The sequence below is a fragment of the Stenotrophomonas sp. 109824_Sma genome, assembly GCF_056480025.1.
The window spans coordinates 864,344-881,649 of record NZ_CM151078.1 but is presented as its reverse complement, the minus strand read 5'-3'; the positions used below and the strand labels follow the sequence as shown (position 1 = coordinate 881,649).

The following is a 17,306-nucleotide window of genomic DNA, read 5'->3' as shown; positions in this document are numbered from 1 at the left end:
CCTGTCTGTGCAGTGGCGGCGGACTTTGCGCTGCCGCCACCGGTGCCGCTGACCGCCCCCTGCTCCGAGACCTGCCATGCCGGCCGAGGCCGCTCCTGTACGCCGACTCGCTCGCCGCTCGCTGCGCGTCCACGCCCTGCTGATCGGCGTGGTGGTGCTGGCGACCCTGCAGGCCGGACTGCTGCTGTCGGCCGGCTCGCAGCTGGTGAACGAAGAGCGCAGCAAGATCGAATACCACTTCCGCCGCCTGGACGGCACGCTGCGCGAGCAGGAGCGCTTCCTGCGCCAGTGGCGGCTGCATGATATCGGCACGCGGGGGCAGCCGGTGGCCGATGCCAGCGTGGAGCTGCAGCGCGGGCCGTTGTTCGCCAACTTCGCGGTGATCGGGAGCGACGGGGCCAGCCTTTCGCCACCGACCGAACTGGGCGACCGCTTCCTGCGCTTCTACGGCACGTTCTGGTCGGCCTCGCGCTATCCACCGCCACAATGCCTGCTGGTCGATGGCCAAGGCACGCGCGGGCTGCTGGCACCGGTACAGATCGCCGGTACCGATGCGAGCCAGAACAGCCCGCATCACCTGCGCCCGGCGATCACCGGCATCCATCAGGTCATGGGTACGCGGCCGGCGCTGCAGCGCGGTGGCATCGTCTGGGTGGGCGTGCCATGGCGCGACCGGCAGACCTGGCTGCTGGCCATCGCCCACGCCCCGCAGGATGCGCGCCTGTGGGGTGAGGACGACAAGGATTCGCAGGCGGCGTTGGCCTGCCTGCTCGATCCCGGCCGTGTCGATGACTACCGGCAGGTGCTGGGCGTCCCGGTGTTCCAGCGGCTGTCGCTGTTCGATGCCAATGGCCAGCGCCTGCTGGGCGATGCGGCCGATGCCAGCGACGCCGGCACCTCCTGGCAGGCCGGCCTCGATGGCCTGCAGTTCCGCATGCGCAGCGAACGCGGCTGGCTGGCGGTCTACCACGTCGGCTGGCGGCAGGTGTTCCAGCACCCGCAGGGGCCCTTGCTGGGCGCGACCGTGGTCGCCCTGCTGCTGGCACTGGGTGGCACGCTGGTGCTGCGCGCGTACCGGCGTTCGGTCATCGAGCCGCTGCGCAGCAACCACGCGCGCCTGCTGGAAAGCGAAGCCTTCAGTCGCACGATCCTGGACAACGCGCCGATCGGGCTGTGCCTGCTGCGCCGTACCGATGGCAATGTGCTGCTGGACAACGCCCTCGCCCGTCGCTGGCTGGGCGAGGACTACCATGCCGGTGGCTGGCATGGCCCGTGGCGGCGCAGCGTACTGGCTGCCGGCGGCACCACGCTGGGCGATGGCCTGGCCTACGCCACGCCCGAAGGCCGCCACCTGCTGGTAACCGCGACACCGGCGCGCTATCGCGGCGAGCCGGCGGTGCTGTGCCTGTTCATTGATCTGAGCAGCCAGCATGAAGCCGAGCAGGTGCTGCAGCAGGCGCGCCGCGCCGCCGACCAGGCCAACCGCGCGAAGAGCCAGTTCCTGGCCACCATGAGCCATGAGATCCGCACGCCGCTGTACGGCGTGCTCGGCACGCTTGAACTGCTGGGGCTGACGCCACTGGATGCGCGGCAGCAGGACTACCTTGCAACGATCCAGCGTTCATCCTCGACCCTGATGCAGCTGATCAGCGACATCCTGGATGTCAGCAAGGCCGAGGCCGGGCAACTGAGCCTGGAGCCCAGCCCGTTCGATCCGGTGCGGCTGACCGAAGACGCGCTCGACTCGTATGCCGCTGCGGCCGCCAACAAGGGGCTGCAGTTCTACGCCTGCATCGATGCCGACGTGCCACCCATGGTGTGTGGAGATGCCGCACGGATCCGCCAGGTGCTCAACAACCTGATCAGCAATGCGCTGAAGTTCACCGACAGCGGGCGCGTGGTGGTCCGCGTTTCGGCACGCTGGCAGGAGCAACGCTGCTGGCTGCAATGGCAGGTGGCCGATACCGGTATCGGCATTGCCAGCGAACACCAGGCGCATCTGTTCGAGCCGTTCTTCCAGGCCAACCCGGGCACCGATGCGATGCGGGGCACCGGCCTCGGCCTGGCCATCTGCGCGCACCTTGTGGCGTTGATGGAGGGGCAGCTGCGCGTGGTCAGCGAGAGCGGCCTGGGCAGCAGTTTCAGCGTCGAACTGCCGCTGCCATCGGCGCCGGCGGATCCGCAACAATCCCCCCCGCCGCAACTGCCCGCCGGCCTGCAGGTACAGGTGCGGGGCAGCGTGCGCGAACTGGTGCAATCGCTGTGCGAGCGCCTGCAGCAGCGCGGTGCACAGGCCAGCGTGTACCGGGAGGACAGCGCAGCAGGCCTGCCATCGTCCGGCGTGCTGCTCGAGCTGGTCCTGGACGACTCGCTGCCCGCATGGGCGGGTGGACCGCGCGTGGTCGCCTGCCGCGAAGGCGGCGTGCGGCCACGGCAGGTCGATGGCGCCTGGCAGGTTGGCCTGCATCGGTTCGACGCGATCGTGCTCGCCCTGGCCGCGGCCAGCGGCCAACCGCTGGCCGCCAGCGCCGAAGGGCGCTTGCCGGCGACGCGCCATTTCGGCCTGCAGGTGCTGGTCGCCGAGGACAACCCGATCAACCAGGCGATCCTGCGCGACCAGCTGGAACAGCTCGGCTGCCGCGCCGTGGTCGCCAGCGATGGCAATGAAGCGCTGGGCTACTGGCAACAAGGGGCGTTCGCGCTGGTGCTGACCGACCTGAACATGCCCGGGCTGGATGGCTACGGCCTGGCCCGCGCCTTGCGGGCACGTGGTGTCAGCGTGCCGATCCACGGCGCCACCGCCAATGCCGACCCGGCCGAACGCCAACGCTGCCAGGAATCCGGCATGCAGGGCGTGCTGGTCAAGCCAATCACGCTGGAAGCCCTGCAGCGCCTGCTGACCCGGATCACCGACGGCGATGCGCCGGCCCCTGCGATGCAGGAGCACCCTGTGTCCACCTCGTCGCACGACAAGGATCCCCCGCTGCAGGTTCCGGCGAAGATGCAGTCGCTGTTCGTACAGACCATGCAGGCCGACCTGGACAGCCTGCGCCAGGCGATCGCCGCTGCCGATCCCGCCCGCGTGGCGCAGGTTCTGCACCGCATCCGCGGCGCACTGGTGATCGTCGGTGCACCTGCGCTGGTGGACAGTGGCCTGCAGATCGAACAGCGCCTTGCCGGCGGCGATGACCTGGCCACCCAGGCGGCCGCTCTTGCCGGGTTCCGCCAACGCCTCGAACAGCTGCTGCATCCGCTGCTCGACACTGCATCCCCCTCCCTTCCTGACGACCCGACCCTGCCATGACCACACGGATCCTCATCGCCGACGACCACCCGATCGTGCTTGCCGGCATCCGCGACGTACTGGCCGGGGAGCTGGACCTGGACATCGTGGGCGAAGCGGCCGATCCGGCTACGCTGATCGAGCTGATGACCCGGACCCGGCCACAGGCGGTGATCACCGACTACAGCATGCCGGGGGGCGACCGCTTCGGGGACGGCATCAAGCTGATCTCGTTCCTGCGCCGCAGCTTCCCGGAGACGCGCCTGCTGGTGCTGACGATGGTGTCCAATCCGTCGTTGGTTGCGGCGATGTATGCCGCCGGCGCGGGCGGCGTGGTGCTCAAGAGCCATGGATTGGGCAGCCTGGTACAGGCCCTGCGCGTAGTGCTGGCCGACCGCGTCTACCGCCCCCCGGGACTGCTGCCGGTAGCCGCGAGCGAACCTGCCGATGCCGATGCGGTCCGTGCGCGCCTGTCGCCGCGCGAGCTGGAGGTGATCCGCCTGTTCACCAGCGGCATGAGCGTGGGCGACATCGCGCGCCAGCTGCAGCGCAGCGCCAAGACGGTCAGCACGCAGAAGATCAGTGCGATGCGCAAGCTCGGCGTGGACAGCGACCAGGCGCTGATCGAGTACTGCCTGCAGGCCTCGCTGTTCGGCTGAGGCCCACTCCCGGCTGAATCCTGCTGGCCCTGCAACGGGGCCTGCAATGGCTTTAGGAAACGCCTGATTCCATCGGACAAGGACGATTTCTAGGCTGGAGACATCCCGCCAAGGTGCACCTGCCGGCTGTTGCCGCATCGCCATGGGGGACGGAAGTCCGATGGCGCCTGCAGGCGCCGTCGCGTGGGACTTCCGCAGCGACGCGGCCCTGCCGCGTCAGTCCGTGCAGCCTCGCTGCGCCCTGCCACAGGAAGTCCATCAGCATGAACGCCTCCCCCACACGGCACCGCCGTGCGTACGGGCGCGCGCGCGCCACGCGTGTGCCCCTCATTCCCAGCCTGCTGGCCACTGCCCTGTGGGCAGCCCTGCCGGCGCATGCCGCAGACCTCACCGGCCCGCTGCTGGTCAACGACGGTGACAGCCTGCAGCTGGGTGCCGACGATGTCCTCAACCACAGCGCGGGCAGCTTCGCACTTACGGTCACCGGTACCGGCAGCAATGCGCTGATCGACGGCAGCCGCATCCACGTGACCGGCAATGGCAGCGGCGTGTCAGCCGCCAATGGTGGCCAGGTGCAGCTGCGCGGCGCAACGCTGTCGATCGCACCGGCGACCGGCACGGGCTTCTATGCGCTGTATGCCAATGGTGCCGGCAGCGTGATCGACGCACGCGATGTCGACATCGATACCACCCGCAACGGCAGCGGCTATGCCAGCGTGCAGGCATCCAACGGTGGCGTGATCCGCTACACCGGAGGCCGCATTGCGATGACCGGCGGCGTCGGCACCCTGGCCGGCGCCTCCGGCAAGGGCAGTGAGGTGCATCTGGATACCCTGCAGATGAGCGCCGACAGTGGCGCACGCCTGCGCGCCGAAAGCGCCGGCCTGCTGACGATCCGCAACAGCCGGATCACCCTGGCGCCCGGTGGCATCCTCGCCGGCGTCGCCGTCGATGGCGCGGGCAGCCGCGCCGAGTTGTACGACACCTACCTGGACGGCGGCTGGTTCGACATCGGCAGCGGCGGCAGCGTGCTGCTCGAGAACGTGGAAGCGCACTCCGTAGGTGGCAGCATGCGCCTGCTCGGCAGCAGCATCAGCAAGACCTATTCCAGCGCGGTGATCAACGGCGGCAGCTTCTATACCGTTGGCGGCTATGGCGTGAACATCAACAACTGGGGCCAGCTGACCGCCCGCGATGCAGCGTTCGACGTGCGCGACGGCTTTTCCGGATTCTGGCTGGCCAGCGACGAGTCGCGCCTGCAGCTGACCGACAGCACCATTGATACCTGGACGGACACCTACGGCTACGGCGTGGAGATCGCCGGCGGCGTCGCCACCGTGCAGGGTGGCCGGATCACCACACACGGTGATGCGACCTACGGCGTGCGCGTGACCGGCTCCACCGGCAGCACCGCCAGCCGCATCGAAGCCAACGGCAGCGTGATCGACGTGCGCGGCAACGGCGGTGGCGGCGTGTTCATCGGCGGCTCCACCGCCACCGCGCTGCTCGACAACGTTGCGATCCGCAGCGACGGCGAGAATGTGTTCGGCATCGTGCACATGAACACCGCGCGGCTGACCCAGGCCGACCGCCTGGACATCCGCATGACCGGCAGCAACAGCGGCGGCTACCGCTCCTACCTGACCGCGTTCGGCCCGTACTGGAACCGTGCCACCCTCAACGACAGCCACATCGAGACCGCCAGTGGCGCCGCGTTCTGGCTGCAGGGCAGCAACCACGCATTGACCGTCAATGGCAGCGACGTGACCGCAGGCGACGGCAGTGGCCGCTTGCTGCGGGTCAGCGACACCGTGTTCACCGACGGCAGCAGCGTGGCGACCAGCCGCATCGACTTCAGTGCCGACGCCAGCACGCTGCGTGGTGACGTAGTGGTCGACAGCGCAACGGCCGACGTGCACATGCTGCTGGGCAACGGCACCACGTTCAGCGGTGCCCTGCGCAACGACTCCGGCTACCAGGTCGCACAGCTGGCGCTGGATGGCAGCAGCCAGTGGAACGTACGCGCCAGTTCCAGCGTCGGTACGCTCGAACACGCCGGCACCATCGCCTTCGATGCGCCGGCGGCGGACGGCTTCAAGACGGTCACTGTCAGCGGCGACTACGTGGGCAATGGTGGCCAGTGGATCTTCAACCGGGCGCTGGGCGACGACACTTCGCTGGGCGACCAGCTGGTGATCAACGGCAACAGCAGCGGCACCGCCAGCGTGAGCGTGCGCAATGCCGGCGGCGCCGGTGCACTGACCCAGGAAGGCATCCGCCTGATCACCGTGGCCGGCCAGTCGGATGCACAGTTCAGCCTGCAGGGCCGCGCGGTCGCCGGGGCCTACGACTACTTCCTGTTCAAGGGCGGTGTGTCGACCCCGGATGATGGCAACTGGTACCTGCGCTCGGAATACGTGCCGCCGGTCGATCCGCCGGAACCGCCGGATCCCCCGATCGACCCGCCGCAGCCGCCGGAACCGCCGGTCGACCCGCCGTCGCCGCCGGGACCGCCGATCGATCCGCCGTTGCCGCCGGAGCCGCCGATCGATCCGCCGCGGCCGCAGGTGGAACGCCCGGAACCAGCGGCCTACCTGGCCAACCGCAGCGCTGCGCTGGGCATGTTCCGGCACAGCCTGCACGACCGCGCCGGTGATCCCGCCGCCCAGGCCGGCACCAGAAGTGACGCCGTGGCCTGGATCCACCTTCGCAGCGCGCAGCCCGACAGCCATGACCGCAACCGCCAGGTGCACGTCGATGGCCAGATCAGCAGCGTACTGGTCGGCGCCGGACGCCGCTTCGAGGTGGGTGGCACGGGTGAACTGCAGGCCGGTGCGATGCTCGGCCATGGCCGCGCGCGCAATGACAGTCGCTCGCAGGTGACCGGCTACACCGCGCGTGGCGTGGTCACCGGCACCAGCGTGGGTGCCTATGCCACCTGGCTGCAGGATGCGCGCATGGAAGGCGGCGCCTATGTGGATGGTTGGCTGCAGTACGGCCGCTTCCGCAACAGCGTGCAGGGCGAAGGCCTGCAGAAGGAGCGCTATGACGCCCGCAACTGGAGTGCGTCGGCCGAGGCCGGCTATGTGCTGCCCCTGCGGCGCACCGCGCAGCGCGGCATCTACCTGGAACCGCAGCTGCAGGTGGTGCACAGCCGTTATGACAGCGACCGCGTGGTCGAGGCCAACGGCACGTTGGTCGAAGACCGCGGTGGCGCCGAGACCAGCACCCGCCTCGGCCTGCGCCTGTACAGCCGTGGATTGAGCGCGGCGCAGGGCCAGGTGCACCCGTACGTAGCGGTGAACTGGTGGTCCGGCGGCAATGGCGCGGGCCTGGCAATGGACGGCGAGCGGCTGCAGCGACAGCTGCCGCGCGACATCTACGAAGCCAAGGCCGGCGTGCAGGTGGATCTGTCCGGCGGCTGGCGCGGCTGGGGTGAACTGAGCCGGCAGAGCGGTGGCATGGGCTTCCGCGACGTCGGCGCCCAGCTGGGCGTGTCGTACAACTGGTGATGCGGGACGTGCCCGGCAAGGGAGTGCCGGGCACTTTTTCCACATGCGGCGTGGAAAGCGATGGGGGTTTGGTGTGGACAAGTGCCTGCGAACCTCACGCAGCAAGCGTTTCAGCACGTGGCTGTTTTTTGTCCACGCCCCTTCGCGGTTTTCCACACCCGTCGTGGAGAGTGGTTGGGATTTGATGTGGACAAGTGGGTGGGAGTGTTGCCGCGCAGGCGTTTCGAAGCGTGGTGAAAATTTGTCCACACTGCACGAGCAAGCCGTGTAAGGCCATGTAAAGCCGAGCATGGGCTCGGCTCTACAGAGGCGAGCGCGGTTTTCCACATCCGCCGTGGAAAGCGATGGGAGTTTGCTGTGGACAAGTGACGGCGAACATCACACCGCAAGCGTTTCGCACTGTGGTGTTTTTTTGTCCATTACCGGAAACGCGAACGCCCCGCACAGGGCGGGGCGTCCGGGGTCGATCCAATGCCGCTGGATCAGACGTTGAAGCGGAAGTGCAGGATGTCGCCTTCCTGCACGCGGTATTCCTTGCCTTCCAGGCGCAGGCGACCGGCTTCCTTGGCACCGGCTTCGCCCTTGTACTTGATGAAGTCGTCATACGCGATGGTTTCAGCGCGGATGAAGCCCTTCTCGAAGTCGGTGTGGATGACCGCGGCAGCCTGCGGGGCGGTGGCGCCCTTGCGCACGGTCCACGCACGGACTTCCTTCACGCCGGCGGTGAAGTAGGTCTGCAGGCCGAGCAGGCTGTAGGCCGCGTTGATCACGCGGTTCAGGCCCGGCTCGCTCAGGCCCAGGTCGGCCAGGAAGGTATCGCGGTCTTCGTCGTCGAGCTGCGACAGCTCTTCTTCGATCGCGGCCGACACCGGCACCACCTGCGCGCCTTCGGCGGCAGCATGCGCGCGCACGGCTTCCAGGTGCGGGTTGTTCTCGAAACCGTCTTCCAGCACGTTGGCGATGTACATCACCGGCTTCAGGGTCAGCAGGAACAGGTCGCGCACCAGCGCCTTCTCTTCCTCATCCAGGCCCACCGAACGGCCGGACTTGCCGTCCGACAGCGCCGCCTGCAGCTTAGCCAGCACCGGCTTGCGCGCCGCGGCGTCCTTGTCACCGCCCTTGGCCGCGCGCTCGGCACGGTTCAGCGCCTTCTCGACGCTGTCCAGGTCGGCCAGCGCCAGCTCGGTATCGATGGTCTCGATGTCCGAGATCGGGTCGACCTTGTTGTTGACGTGGATGACGTCGGCGTTCTCGAAGCAACGCACCACGTGGGTGATCGCATCGACTTCGCGGATGTGCGCCAGGAACTTGTTGCCCAGGCCTTCACCGCTGGCGGCACCGGCGACCAGACCGGCGATGTCGACGAACTCGACCGCGGTCGGGATGACCTTCTGCGGGTTGATGATCGCTGCCAGCTCGTTCAGGCGCGGATCCGGCACCGGCACGATGCCGACGTTCGGCTCGATGGTGCAGAACGGGAAGTTCGCCGCGGCGATACCCGCCTTGGTCAGCGCATTGAACAGGGTCGACTTGCCGACGTTGGGCAGGCCGACGATGCCGCATTTGATACCCATGGGTGACAGCTCTCTGGGGTGAAAGTGATTGGTGAAACAGCGCGCGCGCTGCTTGGCCAATCCATCTCGGTGTCGATCATTGTGTGCCAACCAAGGTTGGCACCTACCCGAAGCGGGTTATTTCGGGGTATGAAGCCGCTTCATCGCTTCGCTGAAATCGCCCTGCACTGCCAGCGGCAGCACGTCGATGGCATCGTCGATGGCGCGCGAAATCAGTACGTCGTCATCCTTGGAAGGGCGTCCCAGAACCCAGCCCACCACGCGGTCCTTTTGGCCGGGATGGCCGATGCCCACGCGCAGGCGATGGAACTTGCCGTGGCCGAGCAACCGGATGGTGTCGCGCAGGCCGTTCTGGCCGCCGTGGCCGCCATCGAACTTCAGCCGCGCCACGCCGGGCGCCAGGTCCAGTTCGTCGTGGGCCAGCAGGGTTTCTTCCGGCTCGATCTTCCAGAACCGCTGTGCGGCGGTGACCGACTTGCCGCTGAGGTTCATGAAGGTGGCGGGCTTGAGCAGCCACACCGTCTGCCCGGCGATCTCGACCTTGGCGGTCTCACCGAACAGCTTGCTGTCCACGTTCCATCGCGCACCGGCTTTTTCCGCCAGGGCCTCAACGAAATGAAACCCGGCATTGTGCCGGGTCCGGGCGTGTTCCGATCCGGGGTTGCCCAGACCGACGATCAGTCGCAGTCCTGCCATGGTTCCTTCCAATACGGTGCCTGCCCGAAGGCAGGCACCGTAGCGGTATTACTCGGCGGCAGCCGCTTCTTCGTCAGCCGCGTCGGCCTTGCCGGCCTTGGCGGTGACGATGGCGTCGTCGTGGTCCTTGCCCAGCGCCAGGGCCGGGATTTCCACGCCCTTCGGCAGCTTGATGTTGGACAGGTACACCACGTCACCGGCCTTCAGCTCGCCCAGGTCGACTTCGATCGACTCCGGCAGGTCCTTCGGCAGGCAGGTGATGGTCACTTCCTTCAGTTCGTGGGTGACCACGACGTCGGCAGCCTTGCCGGCCGGCGAGGTGTCTTCGTTGATGAAGTGCAGCGGGACCGAAGCGGTCAGGGCTTCGTTCTCGTTCACGCGCTGGAAGTCCAGGTGCATGATCAGCTGCTTGTACGGATGGCGCTGCATGTCACGCAGCAGGACCTTCTGCACCTGGCCGTCCAGGTTCAGGTCCAGGATCGAGGCATAGAACCACTCGTTCTGCTGGGCCAGCCAGATTTCGTTGTGGTCCAGGCTGATGGCGACCGGCTCGGCGTTGCCGCCGTACACGATGGCCGGGATCACACCAGCGTGACGCAGGCGGCGGCTCGCACCCTTACGCTGCAGTTCACGCTTGGTGACCTTGATTTCATGGGTCTTCGACATTTTCGACTACTCAGGTTGTTGCCGCGCCTTGCGGCGTGGCGGTTGAAGATGCTTCCGCGACCAGAAGCATCCGGGGTATGTCCCCGCCGTTGCCGGCAGGGACGAAAAACTCAGTCGACGTACAGCGAGCTGACCGACTCGCCGAAGGCGATGCGGCGCATCGTTTCGGCCAGCATTTCCGCCACGCTCAGCTGGCGGATCTTGCTGCACACCCGCGCTGCGTCCTTCAGCGGGATGGTGTCGGTCACCACCAGCTCGTCGAGCTGGGAATTGGTGATGTTGTCCACCGCCGGGCCCGACAGCACCGCATGGGTGCAGTAGGCGGCGACCTTGAGCGCACCGCGCGCCTTCAGGGCAGCGGCAGCGGCGCACAGGGTGCCGGCGGTATCGACGATGTCATCGACCATCACGCAGGTCTTGCCTTCGACGTCACCGATGATGTTCATCACGGTGGAGACGTTGGCGCGCGGGCGGCGCTTGTCGATGATCGCCAGATCGGCGTCATCCAGGCGCTTGGCGACCGCACGGGCGCGGACCACGCCGCCCACGTCCGGCGACACAACGATCAGGTTCTCGGTGCCGTAGGCGCGCCAGATGTCGGCCAGCAGCAGCGGGGACGCATACACGTTGTCCACCGGAATATCGAAGAAGCCCTGGATCTGGTCGGCGTGCAGGTCGACGGTCAGCACGCGATCAGCGCCAGCGGTGCTGAACATCTTCGCCGCCAGCTTGGCGGTGATCGGCACGCGCGAGGAACGCATGCGGCGATCCTGGCGCGAGTAGCCGAAGTACGGCACCACGGCGGTCACGCTGGCCACCGATGCGCGCTTGAGCGCGTCGATCAGCACCAGCAGTTCCATCAGGTTTTCCGCGCTCGGCGCGCAGGTCGGCTGGATCACGAACACGTCCTGCTTGCGGACGTTCTCTTCGATTTCCACCTGCACTTCACCATCGGAGAAGTGCGAGACCAGCGCCTTGCCCGGGCGGACCCCCAGTTCCTTGCAGATGTTCTGCGCCAGACGTTTGTTGGCGTTGCCGGAAAAGACCAGCAGGTTCGGGGACTCTTGCATCATGATTGTCTCGGGCGGGGACGAGTGGCGGGGATCCGGGGTCGGCAAGGACCCGATGGACCCTTGCTGCTGACAACACCGCGGTTGTTTCCACGTCCCGCGCAGGTGATGCGCTGGAAGGCGCGGACACAGCCGCTATTGGCAGGGGCGGTAGGATTCGAACCTACGAATGCCAGGATCAAAACCTGGTGCCTTGGGCCTCTTGGCGACGCCCCTGCATTGATAAATCTAGTGTTGCTCGAGTGCATCCAGCAGTGGCGAACGCGCAACGCCCGCTGCCACCCTTGCCCGCAACTCCTTCGGCAATTTCGACCGTCCCTGCTCTGCAGCAGACTGCGACGCGAACTCGACGAAACAACCACTTCCCGAACCGGTCAGCCGCGCCGCGCCGATGTCGCTCAACGCGGCAAGCGCCGCCTCGACGGCAGGCTCACGGCGGCGCAGCACCGGTTCGAACGCGTTCCCGACCAGGGTCCCGGAAGCGAAGTCCTCTATTTTCGCCACTGGGCTGTCGCGCGTCAAATCCGGGTCTGCAAACAGGACCGGCGTAGGAACATGAACGCCCGGTTCAACCACCACATACCAGGCCGGGGCCAGCGTGATCGGCTGCAGGCGCTCGCCCACCCCCTCGGCCCAGGCATTGCGGCCACGCACGAACACCGGCACGTCGGCGCCCAGGCGCAGGCCCAGCGCCGCCAGCGCGCCTTCGTCCAGGCCCGCCTGCCAGAGCCGGTTCAGCACTACCAGCACGGTGGCCGCATCGGACGAACCACCACCGAAGCCACCACCGGCAGATACATGCTTTTCAACGATGATGTCCGCACCTTGCGCGACATTCGCTACTTCTTTAAGCAGGCGCGCGGCGCGCACCGCCAGGTCATCGGCCTCGGCCACGCCGGCCAGGCCCTCGCCCTGCCGACGCACCTGGCCGTCTTCACGCAGTCGCAGGCCGATGCGGTCCCCCCAGTCCAGCAGGCGGAACACGGTCTGCAGCTCGTGGTAGCCGTCGGCCCGGCGGCCGGTGATGTGCAGGAACAGGTTCAGCTTGGCCGGGGCCGGCCACCAGGACCAGCCCGCGTCGTCGCGCCCGGCACTCATGGCGTGCCCTGCCCCCACTGGTCCACCAGCAGGCGCACCTTGGCGTCGCCATTGCTGGCTTCGATCCGGCGCGGCAACGCCGGGCGCCCGGCCTCGGCCGGATACCAGTCCAGGTACTGCACCTGCCAGCCTATCTGCTGCATGCGGCGCGGCCGGCCTTCACCGTCGCGCTCGACCTTCTCCGGACCGGCAGCATCGCCGGCCACCAGGCCACGGATCCACTCCGGCAGCTGGTTGACCGGAATGTCCCAGCCGGTCGCCTCGAGCAGCAGCTGCTGGGCATCCTCACCGTCACGGGTGCCACCGGCCAGCCCTTCCAGGCGACCGGCTTCGGAATGGGTATCGCCAGTCAGCTTCCAGCTCTGCCGGGTCACCGGCGCGCTCAGCTCGACCACATAACGGCGCCCGTCCTGCTTCCAGTCGATGCGACCGCTGCCACCGTCCTTGCCTTTGCTGACCGCGACCCGACCCTGGAAGGCCCAGTCCGGCTGTGCCTGCAGCGCGGCCACGCGCGCTGCCTCGGCCTGCGCCGCTTCGGCCGAAACAATCTCGACCACCGCTGGCGCCGGGGTTTTCTGCGTGCCGACGCTGGTACAGGCGCTCACCGCCAGGGTCGCGGCCGCCAACAGCAGCGGCCGGATCAGGGAACCACTCATGGATTGAATTTCTCGCGGGCGCGCAGCAGCGCGCGGTTTTCAGGGTCGAGCTTGGCCGCTTCGTCGAAGAAGTGGCGGGCCTCATCATGCTTGCCCAGCACCCACAGCACTTCGCCGACGTGGGCGGCGATCTCCGGGTCCTTGGCCAGGGTCCAGGCCCGGCGCAGCTGCACCAGCGCTTCTTCCTTGCGACCCAGGCGATACAGCACCCAGCCATAGCTGTCGACGATGGCGGCGTTGTCCGGCTCGGCCACGCGGGCGCGGTCGATCAGCTCCAGCGCCTCCTGCAGGCGGCCGGTACGGTCAGCCAGGGTGTAGCCCAGCGCGTTCAGTGCCGGCACGTTTTCCGGGTCGGTCACCAGGATCTTGCGCAGGTCGGCCTCGGCGCGCGGGATGTCGTCGCGGCGCTCCCAGGTAAGCGCACGGGCGTACAGCAGGCCGTTGTCGTCCGGGTAGGCGGCCAGGCCGCGGGCCAGCGCATCCAGTTCACCGGCACTGTCGTCACCGCGTTGGCGCAGCTCGGCCTCCAGCAGGTAGGCGTCGCGGCGTACATCGTCATCGACCACCGCATCGGACTGGATCGCGTGCACTTCCTCCAGCGCCAGCGGCAGGCGCCCGGCCAGGGCCTGGGCATTGGCGGCGCGCAGGCGCGCTTCGCTCAGTTCATCGCCACCGGGCACGCTGTGGTACCACTGCACCGCCTCGGGGTAACGCTTCAGGTATTCGGCGATCTTGCCCAGCAACAGGCGCTGCGCCGGATCCGGCTTGGCCGCCTGCCGCGACAGCTCGTTGTAGAGATTGGACAGCGCTGCCTTGTCGCCCTGCTTGGCCAGCAGCGAGGCGCGCATGCCCCAGGTCTGTACGTCCTGCGGGCCGAACGCCAGTACGCGCTCGGCCGCAGCCGGCTGTCCCAGGCTGTCGTAGGCGATGGCCACCGCATTGCGCAGCTCGGGGTCCTGACGGGTCTTCGGCTCGACGTCGTGCAGCAGCGACAATGCCTTGTCGGTCTCGCCCGCCTGTTGCAGCTGGCTGGCACGCAGCAGCGCCACACGCGGCTCTTCCGGGAAGCGCTTGACCACTTCATCGATCATGCGCCGCGCCAGCTCGGGCTTGTCCATGCGCAGGGCCAGGCGACCGAATTCCTGCCAGGCCTCGATCTTGGGTGGAATGGCATTGGCATCGACCAGCTCGCCCAGCACCTGCGCCGGTACCGCCGGGTCGCGGCCACCGCCGATCAGTGCGGCCAGGGCGAACTTCCAGCCACGCTCGTCGGGGTCGGCCAGCAGCGCCTGCAGCTCGGTGCGGGCGGCCTTCACATCGCCCTGGCGCATGGCCAGCGCACCGGCGGCGCTGCGCATGGTCAGCGAGCGTGGGGCGCGTTGCTGCCACAGCGCCAGGCCCTTGGCGGCGCTGGCATCATCGTTGGCGAGCATGGAAATGCGGGTCGCGCGCTCGGCCAGGCCGGCGTCGCCGTCGGTCTGCTGGGCCGCCTGCAGGTACCAGCGCGCGGCCTCGGCCAATTTGCCGGCCTGCAGGGCGAACTCACCGGCCATCACCGGTTCCAGCGCCAGTTCCTCAGTGGCCGCGGCCCGCACGGGGGCCTTGGCCGGCACCGCCGCCAGGGCCTGGGCGCAGGCCAGGGACAGCAGCAGAACACTGGGGATGCGAATCAATGCGGGCATCGTCGGCATCGGGGCCTTAAAATGTCGTCCAATGGCCAGCAGCTTATCGCAAGCAACTGAACAATGACCCTGTGGGTGCTCGGACTGAATCACCAGACCGCACCGGTGGAGCTGCGCGAGCGCGCGGCCTTCGCCGGTGAGGCGTTGCCGCGTGCGCTGGGCTCGCTGCGCGATACCCCGCAGATCGCCGAGGCAGTGCTGCTGTCCACCTGCAACCGCACCGAGCTGTACGCCGTGGCCGAGTCGGCACAGGCGCTGGACCAGTGGCTGCACAGCCAGGCCGGCGACCTGCAGGGCTACCTGTACCAGCATGCCGATGCCGAGGCCGTGCGCCACCTGTTCCGGGTCGCCACCGGGCTGGACTCGATGGTGCTGGGCGAACCGCAGATCCTCGGCCAGGTGAAGGATGCCTGGTCGACCGCGCGTGACCATGGCCTGCTCGGCCAGCGCCTGGACCGCTTGTTCCAGCAGACCTTCTCGGTGGCCAAGCGTGCGCGCACCGATACCCAGGTCGGCGCCAACCCGGTGTCGGTGGCCTCGGCGGCGGTGCGCCTGGCGCAGAACGCGTTCGCGCGACTGGACGACTCCACCGTGCTGCTGGTCGGTGCCGGCGAGACCATCGAACTGGCTGCACGTCACCTGAGTGAAGGCAAGGTGCGGCGACTGCTGATCGCCAACCGCACCCTCGCCCACGCGCAGGAGCTGGCCAGCCGTCATGGCGGCGTGGCCCTGCCACTGACCGAACTGGACCGCCACCTGGGCGAGGCCGACGTGGTGTTCTCGGCCACCGCTGCGCGCGAGCCAGTGATCCACCGCGAGATGGTGGCCAAGGCCCTGCGTGCGCGCCGGCACAAGCCGATGCTGCTGTTCGACCTGGCCGTGCCGCGCGACATCGAGGCCGAGGTCGGCACGCTCAACGACGCCTTCCTCTACACCGTCGATGACCTGGAACGCGCGGTGGAAGACAACCGCCGTGGCCGCCGCGAGGCCGCCGCCGAGGCCGAGGCGATCATCGACCTGCAGGTGTCGCGCTTCGTCGAGACCCAGCAGGCCAGCGCCCACCAGGCACCGCTGCGGCAGCTGCGTGCGTTCGGCGAAGCCACCCGCGCCGAACTGCTGGAGCGCGCGCGCCAGCAGCTGGCCAACGGCAAGCCGGCCGACGAAGTGCTGGAACTGCTGGCCCACGGCCTGACCAATCGACTGCTGCATCCGCCGACCGCCGCACTGCGCGCCGCCGCGCTGAGTGGCGATGCTGACCTGACCCGCGCCGCCGAGCGCCTGTTCCCGGCCACGCCGGGTTACCGCCACCCACCCGTGAGACCCGATGACGCCGACCCTGCGCCGTAAGCTGGAAGCGCTGGCCGAGCGCCGCGAAGAACTGGAACGCCTGCTCGCCGAACCCGATGTGGTCGCCGACAACACCCGTTTCCGCGACCTTTCGCGCGAATTCGCCCAACTTGAACCGGTCGCCACTGCACTGGCCGATGAAGCCCGAGCCAAGGCCGACCTGGCCGCCGCCGAAGGCATGCGCGCCGACCCCGACCTGCGCGAACTGGCCGACGAGGAAATCGCCGCTGCGCAGGCGCGCCTGCAGGAACTGGAAGAAGAACTGGCCCTGCTGCTGGTGCCGCGCGATCCGCGCGACGAAGGCAACCTGTTCCTGGAGGTGCGCGCCGGTACCGGCGGCGACGAAGCCGCGATCTTCGCCGGCGACCTGTTCCGCATGTACGCCCGCTATGCCGAGCGCCAGGGCTGGAAGGTCGAGATCGAATCGGACAATCCCGGCGAGCATGGCGGCTACAAGGAAGTGGTGGCGCGCGTGGTCGGCCGGGGTGCGTTCTCGCGCCTGAAGTTTGAATCGGGCACGCATCGCGTGCAGCGCGTGCCGGCCACCGAGTCGCAGGGCCGCATCCATACCTCGGCGGCCACGGTGGCGATCATTCCCGAGGCCGACGAAGTCGACGACATCGTCATCAACCCGGCCGACCTGAAGGTGGATACGTTCCGCTCGTCCGGTGCCGGTGGCCAGCACGTCAACAAGACCGAGTCAGCGATCCGCATCACCCACGTGCCGACCGGCGTAGTGGTGGAGTGCCAGACCGAGCGCAGCCAGCACGCCAACCGTGACAAGGCGATGAAGCGGCTGAAAGCGCAGCTGCTCGATGCCGAGCGCCAGCGACAGGACGCCGCGCAGGCCGAATCGCGGCGCCTGCAGGTCGGCAGCGGTGACCGTAGCCAGCGCATCCGCACCTACAATTTCCCCCAGGGCCGGATCACCGACCACCGCGTGGAAGGCCTGACCCTGTACGACCTGCCCAACATCCTTGCCGGCGACCTCGACCCACTGCTGCAGCGGCTCAGCCACGAGCACCAGGTCGACGCCCTGGCCCAGCTGTCGGCGGGCTGAGCA

General features: G+C 68.1%; 12 protein-coding genes and 1 tRNA gene. 5 read left to right on the top strand and 8 right to left on the bottom strand.

Annotated elements, in window-relative coordinates; translation table 11 throughout:
- Window positions 1-76: 76 nt before the first annotated feature.
- The 3 genes from ACZK1G_RS04020 (at window position 77) to ACZK1G_RS04010 (ending at window position 7,454) form a co-directional block, all read left to right on the top strand.
- On the top strand, window positions 77-3,304 hold the full coding sequence (locus ACZK1G_RS04020) for a hybrid sensor histidine kinase/response regulator (protein WP_101764970.1): 3,228 nt from the start codon (window positions 77-79) through the stop codon (window positions 3,302-3,304).
- A complete protein-coding gene (locus ACZK1G_RS04015) occupies window positions 3,301-3,942 on the top strand; it encodes a response regulator (RefSeq protein ID WP_014036089.1) in 642 nt (213 codons plus the stop codon). The genes ACZK1G_RS04020 and ACZK1G_RS04015 overlap by 4 nt, the downstream gene beginning before the upstream one ends.
- Before the next feature lie 263 nt (window positions 3,943-4,205).
- Complete coding sequence (locus ACZK1G_RS04010) at window positions 4,206-7,454, top strand: autotransporter family protein (RefSeq protein ID WP_119007247.1); 3,249 nt, start codon at window positions 4,206-4,208, stop codon at window positions 7,452-7,454.
- Between the two features lie 482 nt (window positions 7,455-7,936).
- Here ACZK1G_RS04010 and ychF read toward each other — a convergent pair whose 3' ends face one another.
- The 8 genes from ychF to ACZK1G_RS03970 form a co-directional block, all read right to left on the bottom strand.
- Complete coding sequence (gene ychF / locus ACZK1G_RS04005) at window positions 7,937-9,028, bottom strand: redox-regulated ATPase YchF (RefSeq protein WP_014036087.1); 1,092 nt, start codon at window positions 9,026-9,028, stop codon at window positions 7,937-7,939.
- A 117-nt stretch (window positions 9,029-9,145) separates the two neighbouring features.
- Entirely contained in the window at window positions 9,146-9,724 is a 579-nt protein-coding gene (gene pth / locus ACZK1G_RS04000) for an aminoacyl-tRNA hydrolase (RefSeq protein WP_101764968.1), read from the bottom strand.
- Between the two features lie 48 nt (window positions 9,725-9,772).
- Window positions 9,773-10,390, bottom strand: coding sequence for a 50S ribosomal protein L25/general stress protein Ctc (locus ACZK1G_RS03995; RefSeq protein ID WP_014036085.1), 618 nt, complete (start codon window positions 10,388-10,390; stop codon window positions 9,773-9,775).
- Between the two features lie 110 nt (window positions 10,391-10,500).
- Window positions 10,501-11,460, bottom strand: coding sequence for a ribose-phosphate diphosphokinase (locus ACZK1G_RS03990; protein WP_005415400.1), 960 nt, complete (start codon window positions 11,458-11,460; stop codon window positions 10,501-10,503).
- A 139-nt stretch (window positions 11,461-11,599) separates the two neighbouring features.
- A tRNA-Gln gene (locus ACZK1G_RS03985) sits at window positions 11,600-11,676 on the bottom strand.
- A 12-nt stretch (window positions 11,677-11,688) separates the two neighbouring features.
- A complete protein-coding gene (gene ispE, locus ACZK1G_RS03980; RefSeq protein ID WP_101764967.1) occupies window positions 11,689-12,558 on the bottom strand; it encodes a 4-(cytidine 5'-diphospho)-2-C-methyl-D-erythritol kinase in 870 nt (289 codons plus the stop codon).
- Complete coding sequence (lolB, locus tag ACZK1G_RS03975) at window positions 12,555-13,214, bottom strand: lipoprotein insertase outer membrane protein LolB (protein WP_101764966.1); 660 nt, start codon at window positions 13,212-13,214, stop codon at window positions 12,555-12,557. Before lolB ends, ispE begins: the two co-directional genes overlap by 4 nt.
- Entirely contained in the window at window positions 13,211-14,896 is a 1,686-nt protein-coding gene (locus ACZK1G_RS03970) for a tetratricopeptide repeat protein (protein WP_182474427.1), read from the bottom strand. The genes lolB and ACZK1G_RS03970 overlap by 4 nt, the downstream gene beginning before the upstream one ends.
- A 63-nt stretch (window positions 14,897-14,959) precedes the next feature.
- Here ACZK1G_RS03970 and hemA point away from each other — a divergent pair, with 63 nt between their 5' ends.
- Together hemA and prfA are read left to right on the top strand one after the other, a co-directional pair.
- Window positions 14,960-16,243 (top strand): glutamyl-tRNA reductase, encoded by a 1,284-nt coding sequence (gene hemA, locus ACZK1G_RS03965; RefSeq protein ID WP_032130429.1) that lies wholly within the window; start codon window positions 14,960-14,962, stop codon window positions 16,241-16,243.
- On the top strand, window positions 16,221-17,303 hold the full coding sequence (prfA, locus tag ACZK1G_RS03960; protein ID WP_049445902.1) for a peptide chain release factor 1: 1,083 nt from the start codon (window positions 16,221-16,223) through the stop codon (window positions 17,301-17,303). Before hemA ends, prfA begins: the two co-directional genes overlap by 23 nt.
- The last annotated feature ends 3 nt before the right edge of the window (window positions 17,304-17,306 follow it).